This window comes from Rhodococcoides corynebacterioides (assembly GCF_019834675.1).
Classification (GTDB): Bacteria; Actinomycetota; Actinomycetes; order Mycobacteriales; family Mycobacteriaceae; genus Rhodococcoides; species Rhodococcoides corynebacterioides_A.
Genome location: NZ_JABUBU010000018.1, coordinates 1 through 18923, shown reverse-complemented (window position 1 = coordinate 18923; position 18923 = coordinate 1). Strand labels below are relative to the sequence as shown.

The 18923-nt window shown below is 71.0% G+C and carries 21 protein-coding genes; 5 read left to right on the top strand and 16 right to left on the bottom strand.

Going from position 1 to position 18923, the window contains the following annotated elements:
* Positions 1 to 2 precede the first annotated feature (2 nt).
* The 9 genes from HQ603_RS15185 to HQ603_RS15145 all read right to left on the bottom strand — a co-directional run bounded on the left by HQ603_RS15185 (position 3) and on the right by HQ603_RS15145 (position 6573).
* Positions 3 to 260, bottom strand: a complete 258-nt coding sequence (locus HQ603_RS15185) for an acyl carrier protein (RefSeq protein ID WP_068145423.1) — start codon at positions 258 to 260, stop codon at positions 3 to 5.
* A gap of 130 nt (positions 261 to 390) precedes the next feature.
* Positions 391 to 1671 carry a YibE/F family protein gene (locus HQ603_RS15180; RefSeq protein ID WP_308126557.1) on the bottom strand — a complete coding sequence of 427 codons (1281 nt, stop codon included), beginning with the start codon at positions 1669 to 1671 and terminating at the stop codon, positions 391 to 393.
* A gap of 223 nt (positions 1672 to 1894) precedes the next feature.
* Positions 1895 to 2917, bottom strand: a complete 1023-nt coding sequence (add, locus tag HQ603_RS15175) for an adenosine deaminase (protein ID WP_222685498.1) — start codon at positions 2915 to 2917, stop codon at positions 1895 to 1897.
* Positions 2918 to 2920: 3 nt separating this feature from the next.
* Complete coding sequence (locus HQ603_RS15170; RefSeq protein ID WP_222685560.1) at positions 2921 to 4111, bottom strand: pyridoxal phosphate-dependent aminotransferase; 1191 nt, start codon at positions 4109 to 4111, stop codon at positions 2921 to 2923.
* Positions 4112 to 4289: 178 nt separating this feature from the next.
* Positions 4290 to 4949 carry a hypothetical protein gene (locus HQ603_RS15165; RefSeq protein ID WP_222685497.1) on the bottom strand — a complete coding sequence of 220 codons (660 nt, stop codon included), beginning with the start codon at positions 4947 to 4949 and terminating at the stop codon, positions 4290 to 4292.
* Positions 4946 to 5518: a hypothetical protein gene (locus HQ603_RS15160; RefSeq protein WP_222685496.1), complete on the bottom strand. Its 573-nt coding sequence runs from the start codon at positions 5516 to 5518 to the stop codon at positions 4946 to 4948. Before HQ603_RS15160 ends, HQ603_RS15165 begins: the two co-directional genes overlap by 4 nt.
* A 43-nt stretch (positions 5519 to 5561) precedes the next feature.
* On the bottom strand, positions 5562 to 5834 hold the full coding sequence (locus HQ603_RS15155) for a DUF4235 domain-containing protein (RefSeq protein ID WP_222685495.1): 273 nt from the start codon (positions 5832 to 5834) through the stop codon (positions 5562 to 5564).
* Positions 5831 to 6139, bottom strand: coding sequence for a DUF3618 domain-containing protein (locus HQ603_RS15150; RefSeq protein WP_222685494.1), 309 nt, complete (start codon positions 6137 to 6139; stop codon positions 5831 to 5833). The genes HQ603_RS15155 and HQ603_RS15150 overlap by 4 nt, the downstream gene beginning before the upstream one ends.
* A complete protein-coding gene (locus tag HQ603_RS15145) occupies positions 6136 to 6573 on the bottom strand; it encodes a phage holin family protein (RefSeq protein ID WP_222685493.1) in 438 nt (145 codons plus the stop codon). Before HQ603_RS15145 ends, HQ603_RS15150 begins: the two co-directional genes overlap by 4 nt.
* A gap of 87 nt (positions 6574 to 6660) precedes the next feature.
* On the opposite strand from HQ603_RS15145, the gene HQ603_RS15140 reads away from it, so the two are divergent.
* Genes HQ603_RS15140 through lhgO form a run of 4 tightly spaced genes read left to right on the top strand, consistent with a single transcriptional unit; the run spans position 6661 to position 9467 of the window.
* Positions 6661 to 7341, top strand: coding sequence for an SOS response-associated peptidase (locus HQ603_RS15140; protein ID WP_222685491.1), 681 nt, complete (start codon positions 6661 to 6663; stop codon positions 7339 to 7341).
* Complete coding sequence (locus HQ603_RS15135; RefSeq protein WP_222685489.1) at positions 7338 to 7751, top strand: hypothetical protein; 414 nt, start codon at positions 7338 to 7340, stop codon at positions 7749 to 7751. The genes HQ603_RS15140 and HQ603_RS15135 overlap by 4 nt, the downstream gene beginning before the upstream one ends.
* 55 nt (positions 7752 to 7806) lie before the next feature.
* Positions 7807 to 8274: an SRPBCC family protein gene (locus HQ603_RS15130; RefSeq protein WP_222685488.1), complete on the top strand. Its 468-nt coding sequence runs from the start codon at positions 7807 to 7809 to the stop codon at positions 8272 to 8274.
* A 14-nt stretch (positions 8275 to 8288) separates the two neighbouring features.
* On the top strand, positions 8289 to 9467 hold the full coding sequence (gene lhgO / locus HQ603_RS15125; protein WP_222685486.1) for an L-2-hydroxyglutarate oxidase: 1179 nt from the start codon (positions 8289 to 8291) through the stop codon (positions 9465 to 9467).
* A gap of 132 nt (positions 9468 to 9599) precedes the next feature.
* On the opposite strand, the gene HQ603_RS15120 is transcribed toward lhgO, so the two are convergent.
* Entirely contained in the window at positions 9600 to 12854 is a 3255-nt protein-coding gene (locus tag HQ603_RS15120; protein WP_222685484.1) for a (Fe-S)-binding protein, read from the bottom strand.
* Positions 12855 to 13308: 454 nt separating this feature from the next.
* Here HQ603_RS15120 and HQ603_RS15115 point away from each other — a divergent pair, with 454 nt between their 5' ends.
* Complete coding sequence (locus HQ603_RS15115; protein WP_222685483.1) at positions 13309 to 13980, top strand: ammonium transporter; 672 nt, start codon at positions 13309 to 13311, stop codon at positions 13978 to 13980.
* A gap of 208 nt (positions 13981 to 14188) precedes the next feature.
* Here the strand turns inward: HQ603_RS15115 and HQ603_RS15110 are convergent, their stop codons facing one another.
* The 6 genes from HQ603_RS15110 to HQ603_RS15085 form a co-directional block, all read right to left on the bottom strand.
* The gene (locus HQ603_RS15110) at positions 14189 to 14557 is read right to left on the bottom strand and encodes a hypothetical protein (RefSeq protein ID WP_222685481.1); all 369 of its coding nucleotides are present in this window, start codon (positions 14555 to 14557) and stop codon (positions 14189 to 14191) included.
* 287 nt (positions 14558 to 14844) lie between these two features.
* Complete coding sequence (locus tag HQ603_RS15105) at positions 14845 to 15033, bottom strand: hypothetical protein (RefSeq protein ID WP_222685479.1); 189 nt, start codon at positions 15031 to 15033, stop codon at positions 14845 to 14847.
* Entirely contained in the window at positions 15030 to 16070 is a 1041-nt protein-coding gene (locus tag HQ603_RS19145; protein ID WP_222685478.1) for a S1 family peptidase, read from the bottom strand. The genes HQ603_RS15105 and HQ603_RS19145 overlap by 4 nt, the downstream gene beginning before the upstream one ends.
* Positions 16067 to 17224, bottom strand: a complete 1158-nt coding sequence (locus HQ603_RS15095) for a S1 family peptidase (protein WP_308126556.1) — start codon at positions 17222 to 17224, stop codon at positions 16067 to 16069. The genes HQ603_RS19145 and HQ603_RS15095 overlap by 4 nt, the downstream gene beginning before the upstream one ends.
* Positions 17225 to 17479: 255 nt before the next feature.
* Positions 17480 to 18499 (bottom strand): hypothetical protein, encoded by a 1020-nt coding sequence (locus HQ603_RS15090; protein ID WP_222685476.1) that lies wholly within the window; start codon positions 18497 to 18499, stop codon positions 17480 to 17482.
* Positions 18500 to 18630: 131 nt separating this feature from the next.
* Positions 18631 to 18923 (bottom strand): hypothetical protein (locus tag HQ603_RS15085; protein ID WP_222685475.1); only part of this gene is annotated, 293 nt, incomplete at its 5' end.

The window sequence follows — 18923 nt, the reverse complement described above, 5'->3', positions numbered from 1 at the left end:
GCCTACTGCTCCAGCGTCGCGAGCGCGTCGGCGATGGCGGTGATGGAGGAGAACGTGGCCTTCTGCAGCAGCTCGTCGGGGAACTCCACGTCGAACTCGTCCTCGAGGGCGATCATGACGTTCACGCTGGCGTGCGAGGTGAGACCGGCGTCGTACAGATCGTCGTCGTCGGCCACGGCGTCGACCGCCACCGGGAGCTTGCCGTGGGTGGCGAGGATCTGCCGGATACGGTCGACGTCCAGTGCGGCGGTAGTGCTCATGCGTCGGTCCTTCACGTGTCGATGGTTTCTGCGGACGGAATCCGTCGCGCAGGGTCCCCAAACCCTCGGGAAACAATACACGAGTTTGTTTCGGTCCCTATGGCGAACCACGAGACGGATACCACACCGCTCACTCGGCCGCGTGACGGCCCGTCGTCCGCTTGGCTCCCGGCGCGCGGCCCGGCACGCCGCTCCCGGCCCGGCGCGGCGGCCGGGCGAGCACCACGGCGATGGCCGTGGTCAGCGGGACCGACAGCGCCAACGCGGTACCGCCGACGCACGATCGGACGATCTCGATGGCCACCGCGTCGCCGGTGATGACGTCGTGAATCGACCGTCCGGCCACCGAGAACAGCAGGAGCAGCGGCAGCGCGCCGCCCGCGTACGCGAGCACCAGGGTGTAGACGGTGCTTGCGATGTGGTCGCGGCCCACCCGCATCGCGGAGGCGAAGATCGACCGCCGGGACGCGTCGGGATCGAGCGAGGCCAGCTCGAACGCCGCGGACGCCTGGGTGATCGTGACGTCGTTCAGCACGCCCAGCGACCCGATGATGAAGCCCGCCAACAGCAATCCGGTGATCGAGACGTGGTCGAGGTACGCCTGGACGTCGGTGTTCTGCTCCTCCGACAACCCGGTGACCGACGTCAGACGGATCGCGCCCTCGGACAGGACGGCGGCGATGCCCATCGAGACGACGGTGCCGAGCAGCGCCGACGACGTCCGCAGATTCGGTCCGTGCGCCAGGTACAGCACCCCGTACAGGATGACGGTGCCGCCGACGAGGGCGACGAGGATGGCCGACTGCCCGTCGAGGATGGCCGGCAGGACGAAGACGACGAGCACGCCCAGCGCGACGCCCAGACCGATCAGCGCGCGCAGTCCGCGCCAGCGTGCGACGACGCAGATGACGACGGCGAAGATCGCGGCGACCAGGGCGAGCGGCAGGGTGCGCGAGTAGTCGTCGAAGGCGTAGATCGCGGTGCCGGTGTCGTCGGTACCGCGGACCAGGCGGATCTCCTCGCCGACCCGCAGATCCGGGGTGCCCGGGCCGGGCGTGATCTCGAGCAGCGTGCGGGTGCCCTCGTTGGTGCCGGTGTCGATGGTGACGATGCTGCGGCGGCACTCGAAGCCGGACACCGTCGGCGGGGTGGGGGAGCCGGCGAACACGCGGCCGTTCGACGGGCTGCCGCACGGGCCGATGTCCTGGGACACCACGGTGCCGTACTCGGTGCTCACGGCGCCGCCGGTGGAACTCTGGAACGGGGCGGGGACGGCGACCTCACGTCCGCTCGGCCACAGCAGGATCATGCCGACGACGGCGGCGAGTCCGATGACGGTGAGCAGTCCGATGACGACCCGAGCGGCGGTGCGCCCGATGGGGGCCGGGCCGGAGAAGTGATCGTGGCTCACCGGGGGGAGCCTACTGGTGATCGGTCGGCCGACGTGCGGACGAAAGCAGGTGGCGGGAGAGCAGGGGGGGGTGTCTCCCGCCACCGAACCGTGCGACCCGCCGGGGGGGTGGGGGGCCGAGCGGCGCTTTCGGAATCCCGAAGGACTCGCTCCACAATCTACCCCTGCGGTCCGACATCAATCGTCACGGGGGTGCAAAGAATTCGCCGCGCGTTGTGATGTGTCACACAACGGGTGCGGGGACGGCCGTGATGTCGGCACGAATGCGGTCGCGGGTGGCCGCATCGGCGAACGACGCGTCCACGGCCGTGCGGGCGGCGGCCCGCAGCGCCTCCGCGTCGAGTCCCAGCGCATGGGCGGCGAGGTACTCCCGGGTGAGGTCGGTGCCGAACATCGACGGATCGTCGCTGTTGATCGTCACCGGGACACCCGCCTCCACCAGCAACGGCAGCGGGTGGTCCTCGAGCCGCGCGACCACCCGCGTGCAGAGGTTCGACGTCGGCGACACGTCGACCGCGATGTCTCGCTCGGCCAGATACGCCATGAGGGCGGGATCGGCGGCCGCGGCGATGCCGTGCCCGATGCGCTCGGCCCCGAGATCGTGCAGCGCCGACCACACCTGCTCCGGCCCGCCCGTCTCGCCGGCGTGGGGAATCGAGTGCAGGCCGTGCGCACGGGCGCGGGCGAAGACGTCGCGAAACGCCGCCCGCGGAACCTCGACGCCGCCGATACCGAAGCCGACGACGGAGTCGGTGCGGTGCGCGAGCACCGCGTCCAACGTGCGCTCGGCCGCGTCCACGCCGAAGTCGCCGGGAAAGTCCGGGATCCACCGCGCGACGATGCCGGACTCGGCCTCCGCGCGTCGTCGTCCCTCCTCGAGGCCCTCGAACACCGCGGCCGCGTCCACGCCGCGCATGAGGTGGCCGAACAGGCTCACGTGCATCTCGGTGTAGGGCACGCCGTGGGTCGCGAGCGCGATGAGGCTGTCGTACGCCAGACGGGCGAAGTCCTCGGCGTCCCGCAGCACCCCGATCGACGTCAGGTACACCTCGATGAAGTGCGCGAAGTCGCGAAAGGTGAACCAGCGCCGCAGATCCTCCTCGGTGCGGGGGATCTCGGGAATGTCGTGCCGGTCCGCCAGAGCCTTGGCCGTGCTCGGCCACATCGACCCCTCGAGGTGGACGTGCAACTCCACCGTCGGCAACGCCCGCACGAAGTCCTCGATCGTGCGGGGCGCGTCCGTCATCCGCTACTGCCGGTAGGAGGAGAGGAAGTTGCCGAAGCGCTCGATGGCCGTCGACAGATCCCGCGCCCACGGCAGCGTCACGATCCGCACGTGATCGTGCGCCGGCCAGTTGAAGCCGGTGCCCTGGACCACCAGGATCTTCTCCTGCAGCAACAGGTCCTGGACCAACTTCTCGTCGTTGTGGATGTGGTGGACCTCGGGGTCGAGGCGGGGGAACGCGTACAGCGCGCCCCGCGGCTTCACGCAGCTCACCCCGGGAATCTCGTTGAGCTTGGACCAGGCCACGTCACGCTGCTCGAGCAGGCGACCGCCGGGGAGGATGAGGTCCTCGATGCTCTGATGGCCGCCGAGCGCCACCTGAATGGCGTGCTGCGCAGGCACATTGGGGCACAGGCGGGTGGAGGCGAGCAGGTTCACGCCCTCGAGGAATCCCGCGGCGTGATCCTTGGGGCCGGTGATCGCGAGCCACCCGGCGCGGTAGCCCGCCACCCGATACGCCTTGGACAGACCGTTGAAGGTGAGGCACAACAGATCCGGCGCCACCGACGCCATCGAGACGTGCTGGGCGTCGTCGTAGAGGATCTTGTCGTAGATCTCGTCCGCGAGCAGCAGCAGACTGTGCTTGCGGGCCAGGGCGGCGATGCCCTGCAACACCTCTCGCGAGTACACCGCGCCGGTGGGGTTGTTGGGATTGATGACCAGCAGCGCCTTGGTGCGCGGAGTGATCTTCGATTCGATGTCGGCGAGGTCGGGGTTCCACCCGTTCTCCTCGTCGCACAGGTAGTGCACCGCCCGTCCGCCGGACAGCGTGGTCATCGCGGTCCACAGGGGGTAGTCCGGCGCCGGGATGAGCACCTCGTCCCCGTCGTCGAGCAGGGCCTGCATCGTCATGGTGATGAGCTCGGACACGCCGTTGCCCAGGTAGATGTCGTCGACGTCCAACTCGGGAAAGCCGTCCACCAGCTCGTAGCGAGTCACGATCGCCCGCCGGGCGGACATGATGCCCTTGGACTCGGAGTAACCCTGGGCGTAGGGGAGGGCGGCGATCATGTCGCGGACGATCACGTCGGGCGCCTCGAAGCCGAACGGCGCCGGGTTGCCGATGTTGAGCTTGAGAATCCGGTGACCCTCGGCTTCGAGCCGGGCGGCGTGGGCGTGCACGGGCCCGCGGATCTCGTAGAGAACGTTCTGCAGCTTGACCGACTGGTCGAGGCGACGCGTGGCGCGCCGCGACGACCGGTCCGTCGCCGGGCTCTCGGCCGGCGCAGCGAGGTCGACGTCGTGCGATTCCGTTGTGCTCACGACGTCCATCTTGACACCGCTCCCGCCGGAAGTGGACTGCGCGGGTGTGGACCACTTCCGGCGGGTGAGATCAGTCGTCCGTGGACGCGGCCTTGCTCGCCTCGGCGACGTCGTCCAGGCGCTCGGCGTCCTCGCGCTTGGCCTCGGCCTCCTCCAGCTTGCGGGCGGCCTCGTCCAACTCCTTCTTGCGAGGCGCCTTCTTCTCCTCGACGCGCCGCTCGACCTCGTCGAGCTTGGCCTCGCGCTCGGCTTCGGCCGCCTCGATGCGGCGGTCGGCGATCTCGTCGGCCCGCTCCTTGCGATCCTCGAGCCGCGCCGCCGCCTGCTTGCCGGCCTGCACCTTGGCGTCGATCTCGTGGTCCGCGGCCTCCTCGAGGTCGGCCTCGGCCTTCTCGCGTGCCTTCGCGGCGTCGGCGGTGGCGGTGTCGACGCGCTGCTGCGTGCGCCGGGCCGCGTCGGCCCGTTCCTTGCGCGCGCGAGCCTCGAGCTCGGTCGCCTTGGCCAGCTCGGCCGCCGCGGTGCGCATCTTCTCGCCGCGACGGGCGAGGTCGGAATCGCCGAGCAGGGCGCCGACCGTGCCGTCGAGGCTGCCGACCACCTGCTCGTAGGTCGACCGCACCTGACCCTGGCCGTCGAGCCGACTGACCACCGTCGCCTCGAACACCTGCAGGGGCAGGCGGGCGATGTTGTACTGCAACCGCAACACTCGGCGCGGCAACGACATGCTCACTGCTGATCTCCGTTCGTCTCGAGGTCGCGCTCCGCCTGCGCGGCGCGTTCGCGGGCCTCGGCCGCCTCGCGCTCGAGCGCGTCGGCCTTGTCCAGCGACTCGTCGTAGTCCTCGCGAGCGGCCGAGATCTCGTCCGCCGCAGCGTTCTCCGCGGCGCGACGCGAGGCGTCGGCCTCCTCCATTCGGCGCTCGGCCTGCGTCTCGGCCGCGATGCGTGCCTCCTTGGCGCACCGCATGGCGTCGGCCTCCGCCTCCTGGTGCTGACGGAGCCGATCGTTCTGCGCCGCAGCCTCGTTGGCGTCGGTGCGGTCCTCGACCTCCTGGCGGGCCACGTCCGCCTCGGCTTCGGTGGAGGCGATGTCCTGCTCCGCCTCCTCGATCTCGAGCGAGGCGGCCGTCTCGTCGGCTTCCGCCTCCCGGCGCTTCTCGGCCTCGGCCTGCTGCAGGCGTCCGCGGTCGGCCAACTCGTCGTTGTCGACGATCGCGCCGGCCACCTCCTTCACCCGGCCGGCCACCTTGTCCACCAGATCACGTCGTGCGCTCGAGGCGGCGCCGTCGTCGTCACTCATCGATTCCCCTTCGTCGGTAGGAAAATGCGTGCACGGTGGTCGATCACCGGGGGTCGGTGTTGGCCAGCGCGCGGAAACCCTTGGCGCCCGCGCGATCGACGCCGGCCTTGACCAGGCCGAACACCAACCCGTGCAGGGCCGCGGCGATCAGCACCTCCCGGTTGGTGCGAGAGAGGTCCTTCGGATCGGGCATCTCGGCGTCGTTCTCGCCGACGCGCTTGTAGATCTGGTTGAACAGCTGCCCGGCCAGGACGCCGCCCAGGATGCTGGTGGCGAGGGAGAGCGGCTTGTAGAAGGCCTTGGACGTCGCGCTCATGCGAGCACCCTCCGTTCCTTGCGGGTGCGTCGGCGGCGGATCACGAACACCAGGAGCAGCGCGCCCGCGACACCGGCGAGCGACAGTCCCGCGGTCTGCGGGTTCTCCTTGACGGCGCTGACTCCCTCGCGGGCGAGCTCCTGCGCCTTCTCGGTCTGCTCGCGGGTCGCGGCGGACACCCGCGCGGGCACGTCGACCTTGGCGGCGAGCGCCTCGACGGTCTGCGCGAGTTCCTCGCGCTGCTGCTCCACCGGGGGCGGAGTGTCCTCCGGCAGTGCGTGTTTCGGTTCCCTGGATTCGGTCACGAGAGCTGTCCCTTCCGGGCGGCGTTCACGGTGTCGACGTCACGCTGCACGCTGGCCACCGTGGCGGCCGGCGCGGGCGGAACGGCCTTCTTGGCCTTGGACGCGCCGACGGCGGCGAGCAGGCCCCCGACGACGAGGAGCACGACGGCGACGATCAGCGCCGCCAGCCAGGGGTCGAGCGCGGTCGCGAGGCCCAGCACGGCCGTCGCGACCAGGGTGGCGGTGCCCAGGAACAACAACAGCGCGCCGACACCGGAGATGCCGATGCCGACGCCGAGCTTGGTGCCCTTGGACTTGACCTCGTCGAGGGCGTTGCCGACCTCGGTACGGACGAGGGTGCTGACCTGCGTCGTGAGCCGCTCCACCAGCTGGACCGTGGAGAGGTCCGCCGGGGAGCGATCGGGTGGGGTTCGATTATCGGGCGCTGGATGCATCTGCCCGAGTTACCCGTGACCCGGGTGGGTGAAACGACGGCTGAGCACCCGTGCGTACGACGATGTCGCGGGGGCAGAATCGGGGGCATGTGCGGTCGCTACGCCAGTACCCGGTCCGACGACGACCTGTCCTCCATCTTCGACGCCGTCGTGCGGCTCGGCGATCCGCCCGAGCCGTCGTACAACGTCGCCCCCACCGACCCCGTGCGCATCGTGCTCGACCGCGACGACGACCGACAGCTGCGGACGGTGCGGTGGGGCCTGGTGCCGTCGTGGGCCAAGGACAAGAAGATCGCCAGCCGCCTCATCAACGCGCGGTCGGAGACGGTCACCGAGAAGCCGGCGTTCCGGAAAGCGGCCGCGCGGCGTCGGTGCCTGATCCCCGCCGACGGCTACTACGAGTGGGAGAAGCGCGAGGGCGCCAAGGTCCCGCACTTCCTGCACACCGACGGCGTGCTGGCCATGGCCGGGCTCTACGAACTCTGGCCGGACCCGAGCCTGGACGACGACGATCCGAACAAGTGGTTCTGGTCAACTACCGTCCTCACCACCACGGCCACCGACGCCCTCGGCCACATCCACGACCGATCGCCGGTGGTGGTTCCCGACGCGCAGTGGGCGGACTGGCTCGACCCCGAGCTCACCGACCTCGGCGGCGTCGCCGACCTGCTCGCGTCGTTGCCCGAGCCGCACCTGACGCCCTACGAGGTGTCCACCGCCGTCAACAACGTGCGCAACAACGGCCCGGAGCTGTTGGCGCCGGTATGACCGCCGGGGAGGCCCTCCTGGTGGCCGGGATGCTGCACCTCGGGTTCCAGGCCACCGTCACGGGCGTCGTGTATCCCGCGTTGGCGGAGGTCGGCGACGACGACTGGGCGCGGGCGCACGACGCGCACTCGCGGCGCATCACCCGTCTCGTCGCGCCGGTCTATCTGCTCCTCGCGGCCGCGTGCCTGTGGGTGCTGATTGCCGGACCGTACGACGCGCTGCTGCTCGCGTCGGTGGCCGGTGCCGCCGTCGCCGGCGTCACCACGATGGCCGTCGCCGCGCCCACGCACGGTCGGCTGGGACGGGGCCGGACGTCGTCGTCGCTGCGCAGGTTGCTGGTCGCCGACGTGGTGCGGCTGGTCGGGGCCCTCGTGTGCGCGGGGTGTGCGCTGGCGTGGTTCCTCGGCTGAGATCCGTTCGGTCGAGCGATGCCGCGACGGGGCGCCGGTGGGCATACTCGGGGGCGTGACCTCGTTCGAGCATTCCGATTCCGTCGTCGTCGAGACGACACCCGACGCGCTGTACGCCCTGGTCTCCGACGTCACCAGAACCGGTGAGTGGAGCCCGATCTGCCAGGCCTGCTGGTGGAACGACGACGCCGAGGCCGGCCGGGTCGGGGCGACGTTCACCGGGCGCAACGTCACCCCGGACCGCACCTGGGAGACCGTGTCGACGGTGACGGCGGCCGAGCCGGGGCGCGAGTTCGGGTGGGTGGTGGCCGAGAAGGTCGTGCGGTGGGCGTACACCCTCGAGCCGGTGGGGTCCGGCGCGACGCGGCTGACGGAATCGTGGCACTTCACGCCCGAGGGCATCGAGTTCTTCCACGACAAGTACGGCGACGACGCCGAGCGGGAGATCGCGGCCCGCCGCGACGCCGCACTCAACGGCATCCCGCGCACGCTCGCCGCGATCAAGCGCATCGCCGAGTCCTGACGGGCCACGGGTCGATGACGGGGGATCGGCACGCGGTGGTGGTGGGCGCCGGGATCGTCGGGTTGGCGACGGGTCGAGCGCTGGCGCAGCGCGGCTGGCGAGTCACCGTACTGGAGAAGGAGTCTCGCGCCGCCGACCATCAGACGGGCAACAACTCCGGAGTGATCCACTCCGGCCTGTACTACGCGCCGGGCAGTCGCAAGGCGACGCTGGCCGTGCAGGGCGCGGCGACCATGCGGGACTTCGCGCGGGAGCGGGGGCTGCCCGTCGAGGTGTGCGGAAAACTGGTGGTGGCCACTGATTCCGGCCAGCTGCCGGCCCTCCACGCGCTCGCCGAGCGGGGCGCCGTGAACGGTGTGCCGTGCCGGCTGGTGTCACCCGCCGAGGCGCGGGAGTACGAGCCGCACGTTCGGGCCGTCGGCGCCCTGCGGGTGGAGACCACCGGCATCGTGGACTATCGCGCGGTCTGCGAGGCGTTGCGGTCGGACATTCTCGCCGCCGGTGGTGAGGTGGTGTTCGGGGCCGAGGTGGTGGCGGTCGAGGGGCGGGCCGAGGTGGTTGTCCGGTCCGGGCCGGTGGTGCGGGGGGACGTGTTGTTCAATTGTGCTGGGCTGCACAGTGATCGGATCGCGCGGCTCGCCGGCGCCCGACCCGCCGTCCGCATCCTCCCGTTCCGCGGTGAGTACTTCGAACTGGCGCCGCAGTACCGGTCGCTGGTGCGCGGGCTGATCTACCCGGTGCCGGATCCGTCGCTGCCGTTCCTCGGTGTCCACCTCACCCGCATGATCGACGGCAGCGTCCACGCCGGCCCCAACGCCGTGCTCGCCCTCGCGCGGGAGGGGTATCGCTGGCGGACCGTGAACGCCCGCGACCTCGCGGACGCCGCCGCCTGGCCCGGCCTCTGGCGGCTGGGGCGGCGGTACTGGCGCACCGGGGTCGCCGAGGTGGCCCGCTCGATGTCGCGGGCCCGGTTCCTCGCGAGTCTGCGCGAGCTCGTCCCCGACCTCCCCGACGACAGCCTGGTCCCCACCCACGCCGGCGTCCGCGCTCAGGCGGTGCATCGATCCGGCGCGATGGTGGACGACTTCTACTACGAGCGGCGCCCCGGCCAGGTGCATGTGCTCAACGCCCCGTCCCCCGCCGCCACCGCCGCCCTGGGTATTGCGGAGGAGATCGCCGCGCAGGTGGGGTGATGCCTGAGTGTTCACAAGTCGGTCGGATCGCCGGGAACCCGCCAGTTGGAGGCACTTGTGTGCGCTGGTGCAGGCCCTGAATGCCGAACACCCCCTGCCCGACGTGCGGGAGGGGGTGTCGGGTGAGCAGGGTCAGGACTTGCGGCCCGGAGCCTTCGCGCCGGACTTGAAGCCCAGGCCACCGGCCTTGGGCTGCGGGGGAGCGGGGCGCTCGGTGCCGTTGGACTCGGCCGCACCGTTCGACTCCGCGCCGTTGGATTCGGCGCCCGCGGACGGGGTGGCCGACTCGGGCTCGGCGGCCGACCCGGACTCGGCGGCCGGCTCGGACTCGGCGGTGGGCTCCGGCTCGGGCTCGGGTGCGGCAGGCGCACCGGGAGCCTTCGCGCCGGGCTTCTTGTAGCCCGACTTCACCGCGAGCCCCTTGGCCTTCACCGTGGGCTTGACCTCGGCGGGGGCGGCGGAGGGCTCGGGTGCCGGTGCCTCCGACGCAGCCGGTGCCTCGGGTGCCTCCGGAGCCTCGGCGGCCGGCTTCTCCGCCGGTGCCGGAGCGGACGCCGCCGAACCCGGAGCCTTGGCGCCCGGCTTCTTGAACCCGGACTTCACCGCGAGCCCCTTGGCCTTGACGGTCGGCTTGACCTCGGTGGCACCCGACTCGGCCGGTGCCTCCGCGGGTGCCGCGGACTCGGCCGGTGCTTCCGCAGGTGTGGACTCTGCCGGCGCAGCCGCGGCCTTCGCACCCGGCGGACGACCCTTGACCTGCAGACCCTTCGCCCCCGGAGCCTTGGCCTTCCCGGCCATCCCCAGCCCCTTGGGCTTGGCGGCGGGAGCGGTCGGTGCGGCAGACGCATCGGTGGCGTCGTCACCGTCGGCGTTGGGCGATTCGGCGGGCTTGGCCGAACCGGGGGCCTTCGCGCCCGGAGCCTTCGCCCCCGGCGCCTTGGCCAGCCCCTTCATCTTCAGGCCCTTGCCCGAGGCGGTGGCGGGCGGCGTCGCACCCTCCGCGGCGGCCTCGACCTCGGACACGCGGCCCTTCTCCTCGGCTGCGGCCTTGTCCTCGGTGGCCACGGCCTCGGCCTTTGGGGTCTCCACCGGCTCCTCGGCGGGAACGACCTTCGGCTTGGCGCGCGGGATCACCTTGACGTTCTCCCCGAGCTGCTGCGGCTCGAGGCGGGTGATGGAGCTGAGCAGCATCTGCGAGACATCGATGACCTCGACGTTCTCGTTGGTGCCACCCTCCTGGCGGGCGGTGACGCCGTCGTTGAGCATGACGCGGCAGAAGGGGCAGCCCGTGGCGATCTTCGACGGCGCGGAGCCGTTGGAGCCGAGGGTGTCCAGCGCCTCGTCGACACGGTCGATGTTGATGCGCTTGCCGATCTTCTCTTCCATCCACATGCGGGCACCACCGGCGCCACAGCACATGGAGCGCTCGCCGTGACGCGGCATCTCCTTGAGCGTGGAGCCCGACGCCGCCATGAGCTCGCGCGGCGCGTCGTACACCTTGTTGTGGCGGCCGAGGAAGCACGGATCGTGGTAGGTCACGTCCTCTTCGACGGTCGCGACCGGGATCAGCTTCTTGGCCCGGACCAGGCGGTTGAGCAGCTGGGTGTGGTGGACCACCTCGTACTTGCCGCCCACCTGCGGGTACTCGTTGCCGAGCGCGTTGAAGCAGTGCGCGCAGGTGACGACGATCTTGCGGCGCGACTCCTCGACCCCCTCGAACACGGAGTTCAGGGTCTCGATGTTCTGCATCGCGAGCTGCTGGAACAGGAACTCGTTGCCGGCACGACGGGCGGAGTCACCGGTGCAGGTCTCTTCCGCGCCGAGCACCATGAACTTCACCCCGGCGGTCGCGAGCAGCTCGGCGACGGCCTTGGTGGTCTTCTTGGCGCGGTCCTCGTAGGCGCCGGCGCAGCCGACCCAGAAGAGGTACTCGTAGTCCTCGAAGCTCTCGGCGTCCTGACCGAAGACGGGGACGTCGAACTCGAGCTCGGAGATCCAGTTGGTGCGGGCGGAGGCGTTCTGGCCCCAGGGGTTGCCCTTGTTCTCGAGGTTCTTGAACAGGCCGGCGAGCTCCTGCGGGAACTCGGACTCGATGAGCACCTGGTAGCGACGCATGTCGAGGATGTGGTCGACGTGCTCGATGTCGACGGGGCACTGCTCCACGCACGCACCGCAGTTGGTGCAGCTCCACAGCACCTCGGGGTCGATGATGCCGCCGAGCCCGCCGTCGTCGAGGGAGGTCTCGCCGACCAGGGGACGCTCGGCCTCGTCCCGCGCGGACTGCGGGATCTTGTTCAGCTTGGCCTCGTCCGGCGTGCCGTCGGCGTCGACCAGGCCGACCTCGTCGCCGCCCATGTCCTTGCGGCCACCGGCCAGCAGATACGGGGCCTTGGCGTTGCCGTGGTCGCGGAGCGAGGTGATGAGCAGCTTCGGCGACAGCGGCTTGCCGGTGTTCCACGCGGGGCACTGCGACTGGCAGCGACCGCACTCGGTGCAGGTGGTGAAGTCGAGCCAGCCCTTCCAGGAGAAGTCCTCGATCTTGCCCGCGCCGAACGCGTCGACGTCGGGATCGGCGTCCTCCATCTCGAGGACCTTGCCGCCGGACATCATGGGCTTGGCGGCACCGAGTGCGACGCCGCCGTCGTCCTCACGCTTGAAGTAGATGTTGAAGAAGGCGCTGAAGCGGTGCCAGGCGACGCCCCACGTGATGTTGCGGCCGACGATGAGCAGCCACACCATGCCGGACATCAGCTTGACGAAAGCGAAGACGGACACCAGGTTCGGGCTCGCGGGCAGCAGCTCGGCGAGGCGCATGGTGAAGAAGTCGGTCCACGGGTTCGAGTGGCCGTAGGTGGCGATCTTGCCGGCCTTCACGAAGATCATGCCGAGGCCCTCGATGAGGACGACGGCCTCGACGAAGTACGCCGCACGGAAGTTCGAGCCGGAGAAGCGGGACAGCCGCTCAGGGGAGCGCGGGTGATTGCGCTGGCGGATGACGATCAGGGTGGTGATGCCGATGACGGTGCCCAGGCCCAGCAGCTCGTCGATCAGGTGGTAGACGGCGGTGTCACCGATGAGCGGCCAGTGGAATTCCGGGTCGAACGTCTGCCCGTAGGCCTCGAACCAGACGATCGCGCCGAGCATGAAGCCGACCATGACCAGCCAGTGCGCCCAGCCGACGGAGCGGAACTTGTTCATCCGCGTGTGTGCGGCGAACTCCACCACCATCTGCTTGAAGCGCGGGACGAACGGCCGCAGGCGTGTGCGGTCCGGTTGGCCCAGCGCGATCGAGCGCACCATGAGGATGGCGCCGCGGAAGAAGTACGCCCAACACACGATGCTGAGCAGCGCACCCACGGTGCCCAGCGTGATCGTCAACGCGTTCATGACGCCGCCTTTCGTTCGACGGCGTGGCCGCCGTCGTGTTCTCCCGACCGACGCGTGACGACGCGAGGGGCTGTCTCGCGACGTGCGTTCGGTGGGCGTTCGCTACCGAAGAGTAACAAGCCCGAGGCTACCGGCCGGTAACTTCTCGGTCGAGAGGGGTTCCCGCAGGTGGGGTCCGTGGACCGTTGCCGACGAGAGTGTGACGACGGCTACGTTAGGCGCGCGGTACGACAGCGGTGTGCGAAGGTCTACCTAACACGCCCGCGAGAGTGGATGTGGTCTCGAATGCGGACAAACACGCCGCAGACGCGTACTAGTTGTTATTCTTCCCAAGCTCGAACTGCAGCCGTGCTGATGTGCTCGAAACCAACCGTCGATTCGGTTGTGTCGGCGGTAACGGTTACAGTGCACGGGTCGGGGCCCGACACTCTCTCCTTGAACGAACGGAACATAGATGAACCTGCGTCGACTCGTAGCGACCTCCGCTATCGCTGTTGCCTCCCTCGCGGTGTGGACCGGAACTGCCTACGCAGAGCCCACCACTCCGGCTCCGAGCACCACCGAGGAGAACTCGGCGATCAACTGGGCCACCCGTGTCGAAAACGGTGGCGTGATCACCACGGTCGACGCCGGTCTCTTCCGCGCCTCGGACGACGACAAGTCCGTCGTCCTCGAGGACAACGAGGGCAACGAGGTCCTGAGCCTGCCCCTGTCCTTCAACCTCAACGGTGTCGAGTTCCCCTACGGTGTCGAGTACACCGACGAGGGCCGCACCGTGAAGCTGATCCCGAACCTCGCGGCTCCGATCGGCCTCGAGCCTGCTGCCCTCGAGCAGAACGTCGCGTCGCCGGCCGAGAACCTCAAGGCCGAGCAGGCGTTCCAGAGCCAGCTCGCACTGGCCTCCGCCGTCGGTGGTCTGACCGGAACGATCATCGGTGCAGTTGCCGGTGCGGTTCTCGGCCTGCCGCTGCTGGGCGCCGGCTCCGTGATCACGATCCCGATCGCCGGCGCTGCCGGTGGCTTCATCGGCACCCTCGTTGCGGGTGGACCGACCCTGGTGGTCGCGGGTCTCGATCTGCTGAACACCTACAACGCTGCCCCCGGCACCACGAAGTTCGCCAACTGATTCACCCAGCACATCCGGCCGTCGTCTGACGGCTGACACGTCGATCCCCGCACAGCCCGGTTTCGGGAGGTGCGGGGATCGCGTCGTTCCGGGGTGTTCGCCCACGGCCACGGTCGACCACGGTCGACGGCCGGACGCAATCGAACGAGTCCGGATACGACGATGCCCGGCCGCGCGTGCGGCCGGGCATCGTTGGTGCGTGGGAGGGTCAGAAGTACGGCAGGGTCGCGCTGAGGAAGATCAGGCCGGCGACGATGCCCACCGTACCCGCCGCGACGCCGATACCGGCGTCCATTCGGTCGGCGTCCGCGGTGCGCAGGGCGACGGCGCCGAAAGCAAGGGCGCCGACCCCCAGGACGAGGCCGAGTCCGAACGCCCAGAACGTCACCACCGACAGGGCGCCCAACAGGAGCGAGGCGTCGGCGTGATGGCCGTCGAGTCGACGCCACCACTGCACGAGGGTCGACGGCTGGGCGGACGTCTCGGCGGCGCTGTCCGGCGACGGCGCGTAGTCGACGGTGGGGGCGCTGTCGGAGACGGTGCGGTCGAACGGAACGGCCGAGTCGGCAACGGTCACGACGCACCCCCGACCGGTGTGACGGTCGACCCGACGACCTGGCTCGGGTGTGGTTCTCGGCGCAGCACAGCAGAACACCTCCTCGTGAGTGTGCGGACAATCGAAGCTCGACGACGCCGGATGGACGACGGAGCGACTGCGCATTTCGATGTTACCACTGGGGCGGATGTGGTTCGGGTCACCTCGACTCGGTTGAGGAGTGTAAGCCCTGCGCCGCAACGTTTTTGACCGCGAAACGACTGCGGCCCCGCAACCGAGTGGTTGCGGGGCCGCTGTGCGTTCGTCGATCAGCTCAGCACGCCGGCGTTGCTGACGATCTGCACGATGTATGCGATGACGGTGTAGCCGAGGCCTAACAGGGCGCCCATGGATTCGCTTTCTCTCGAACGGTCGCGCACCACCCCGAGGGCGCGGAGGCGAGTGCCTCGGGCCGGTACTTTACCGAACACATTCCGATCGGTCTCGTGCTTGGTCACGATGTGCGCAGGCGCAGCCCGGGATTGTCCTCGAGAATCTTCGACACGGGCGTCGCGAAGAGTTGCGGCCCGGTACCGGACACGAACGCCACGGCGTCGGCCACCGCGCACTGGCCGTACTGACCGACGTTGGAGGCGCTGGCCACGCCGACGGCGGCCGTGCCGGACATCAGCGGTCCACCGCTGTCGCCCTGCAGCGCGCAGATGTCGGTGACGAACGCGTCGCGCAGCACCCGCGAGCCGACGTCGACGGTCCGCCCGACGGCGGTCACCGTGCCGCAGGTGTAGCCCGTGGTGGCTCCGGCCTTGCACACCGGCATGCCCACCACGGGGTCGACCACTCCCGTGACGTCCAGCGGTGCGGCGCCGGGCACGCGAATGTCGTTGTTGCGGAACCGGTCCGCGACGTCGTCGTCCAGGCGGATCACCGACCAGTCGTGCCCGTCCAGCGACCCTCGGGCGACCGTTCCCACCGGGGAGCCGTCGAGGCCGGCGACCCGCGAGGCCCCGGCGGTACCCGCCGCGGCGAGGTTCGGATCGCAGTGCCCGGCCGTCACCACCACGGCAGCGCCGGAGGCGTCGATGCCGTTGAAGCCCACCGAGCACCGCAGTCCACCGGTGTCGGACGACGCGACGATGCCGTCGCCACCCGACGACACCGCGTCGGCGATCGATCCGGCGGCGAGGGTGTCGGGTGCGGCGGCGGCCGTGACGGCGTCCCGCACGGCGAAGCCCGCGTGCTGCGCTGCGGCGCGCGCAGCACCGGCAGCCGAACCGGGAACGAGGTCCACGACCCCGACGCCGGACGGGTCGAGATGCACCCCGGCCACGCTGTCGGCGAAGTCCGCGCGGGCGCGGTCCGCGAAGGAGGCGAGGTCCGCGGCCACGGCGGAGCGCTGCGACCAGTCGGCGACGCTCAGGCCGAGATCGCGCTGCAGGGCGTCGGCCAGCGGCGCGTCCTGTGCGGCGGCGGTGGGAGCGGACACGAGGGCCGCGCCCGCGAAGACGGCCGCGACGACGGCGGCGCGCACCGTCACGACGTCCGGACCGTGGTGCCGGAGGCGGCGGCGACCGCGTCGATCGGAATGCCGAGGCTGGCCGTGCCGCCGTACTGCGCGAGGGCAAGGTTGGCCTCGCCGCAGCTTGGGGCACCGCCGCTGTTGGAGCCGCTGGTGATGCCGAGTGCGAGCGTGCCGGTGACGATGGCGCCGCCGCTGTCGCCCGCGAGAGTGCAGGCGGTGCTGGCGAATCCACGGATGGTGGCCTCGGTGCCGTCGCCGAGAACGAGCTGCGTCTCCACCCGGTCCGCCGCGATCACGCCGCACGTGAACGAGGACGCCTGGCCCGACTTGCACACGGGCGCCCCGATCACCGGTGCCGCGGTACCGGTCACGGTGAGGGTGGCACCGCCGGCGCCGCGCACGGCCGGCCGGTCGAGTCCCGCCGCCACACCCGCGTCGTCGAGCGCGATGACCGACCAGTCCAGGCCGTCGCGGCCGCCCACGGCGGATCGGTCGAACCGTCCCACGGGCACGCTCGCCCGCACGTCGGTACCGGACGGGAGGTACACCTGCGCTGCGCCGTCCGGACCGGGTCCGGGATCGCAGTGGCCGGCGGAGAGGCTGACCGGGCGGCCCTCGGCGTCGGTGGCCCCGAAGCCGAAGGAGCAGATCTCGATGCTCTCGAGCGGAGCGGTCGCCAGGTTCTCCGACGAGGTGACGTAGTCGTCCCCGCCGGTCACCGCGGGAGTGCCGCCGGGCGCCGGTGCGGGCGGCGAGAGCACCACCTGCAGGTTGGCGATGGCCGTCGGGAGGTTCAGCGCCCGCCCGACGGGACTGTTGGCGATGTCGACCACCACCTTGCCCTGCAGCACGTCGACCGCCGCGGAGTTGATCTGCGACGACACCTCGCGCGGCAACGCCGACACCCACCGACCGAACTCGGCCAGCGACGCATCCAGGCTGTCGGCGGAGACGGGCGACTGCCGGCTGCGGAACCCGTCGTCGGCCACCCGCGCCGCTGCCTCGGTGGTGGTCACCGCGACCACCGGGACGCCGTCGTCACCCATCCACGCGCCCGCGAAGTCGGCGGGGTTCTGCCGACGGAAATCGTCGGCGTAGGAGCGGAGTTGCTGCGCCGCGGCCGCGCGGTCCAGGTACTCCTGCGGACTCAGCTTCAGGTCGCGCTGCACCGCCGCGACCAACTCCGCCGGGAGACGATCCGCCTCCAGCTGGGCGGGCCCGTCGTTCGCGGGCGCCGCGCCGGCGAGACAGCGCCGGTGAGGCCCATCGTGACGACGGAGGCGCCGAACAGAGCGGAGAACCGAACCAGGGCAGAGTGACGCATGAAGTCCTTTCGGGGGTGCGCGCGGCGACCGGTCTCGGCCGCGGGGCGCACAGGAGCCTAGGGCATCGAGATGAGCGAACCCTGTGAGCCGTGAGGTCGGTCAGGGTGTGGCCGTCACCCGGCTCGTGGTGGTGGCCGGCGCCGACGTGGTGGTCGGCGTCGCGCTGCTGCTGGGGGCGGGCGTCCGCGGGATCGGGAGCGGGAACTCGGGCAGGTCCGGCAGCTCCGGGAGGGTGAGCGGTGGCCACTGCGTGTCGGGAAGCGCGGGCAGCTCGGGCACGTCCGGTACGACGGGGGCCGGGACATCCGTCGGGCCCAGCGGCGCGGGGACGGTCGTGCTCTCCTGCGGCTCCGGGGTCTCCTCGGGCGCGGCGTCGGGGGCGGGCTCGGGCACGAGGCCGGGCTGCGTGGTCGGTGCGGTGGAGTCGGTGGTGCCGACCTCGGCGCCGTCGTCGACGGGCGAGGTGTCGACCGGCGGCACGACGTCACGGGCACCGGCGGGTTCGACGTCGCGCGACTGCTCGAGGTGCGTCGCGGCCGTGGCCCCACCGATCAGGACGACCAGGGCGGCGGCCGCCGCGGCGACGGCGGCGCGGGTGGGCGCCGGTGCGCGGCGTCGCCCGGCGGACCGCGACGAGCGCGGCTGCGCGGTCAGGGCGGATCGGGCCGCGATCTCGGGCATCGGGGACGACGCGGGACGCAGCGTTCCGACGAAGCCCCAGTGATCGAGGCCGTCACGCAACGCGTCGACGGCGGCGGGCGGCAAGGATGCGGGGTGCAGCACGGTGACCGCGGTGTCGCGGGGGAGGACGTGCAGTTCGGTGACCGTGGCGACGACGGAGACGACGAAGCCCGCCGCGACGTCCTCCGGCCGCGCCCGCAGGCCACGCACGGATTCCGCGCCGCGGCCGAGGTCCGAGAGAAAGCCGGTGAGGCCCGTCGATGTGGCGGACACGGAGCCGTCGGAGTCGATCTCGGCCGCCGTGGGGCACCGGAACAACTGGGCCTCGTCACCGTCGATCCGCGCCGCGACCACGGTGTCCGGTTCACCCAGCGCCAGTGCCAGTTGGGCGGAAGCGCCGAGGCCGCCGCCCTCGTGGATGGTTCGGCGCCTGGTCACAGCTCTCGTCCCCCTCGGCGAGTCGTCTCGGTCCGGGATAACAGAACGCCCGGTACGCCCACCCTATCGGCTCGGACCGACAGCCGCCGAACGACGGGGCAGCCCCGGGAACATTCCCGAGATCTTCGCCGTCAGGTGCCCGCCGCCCCCGAACCGCCGTCGGTCTCGGACTCGCCGTCGGTCTCGGTGCCCGGATTCGCGGGCTCGTCGGGGCCCGGATCGGTGTCGCTGTCGGGGTCCGTGCCGGTGCCGGTGCCCGTGCCCGTGCCCGTGCCGGTGCCGGTGTCGGGATCGGTCACGACGGGATCCGGTTCGTCCGGCGGCGAGGCGTCGACGGGCGGGCTCGCCGGGAACACCCGCGGCGGCGCGGGGACGACGGGGGCGGGAGCCGGCGCGGGTGGAGGCGCCGGTGCGGCCGGGGCGG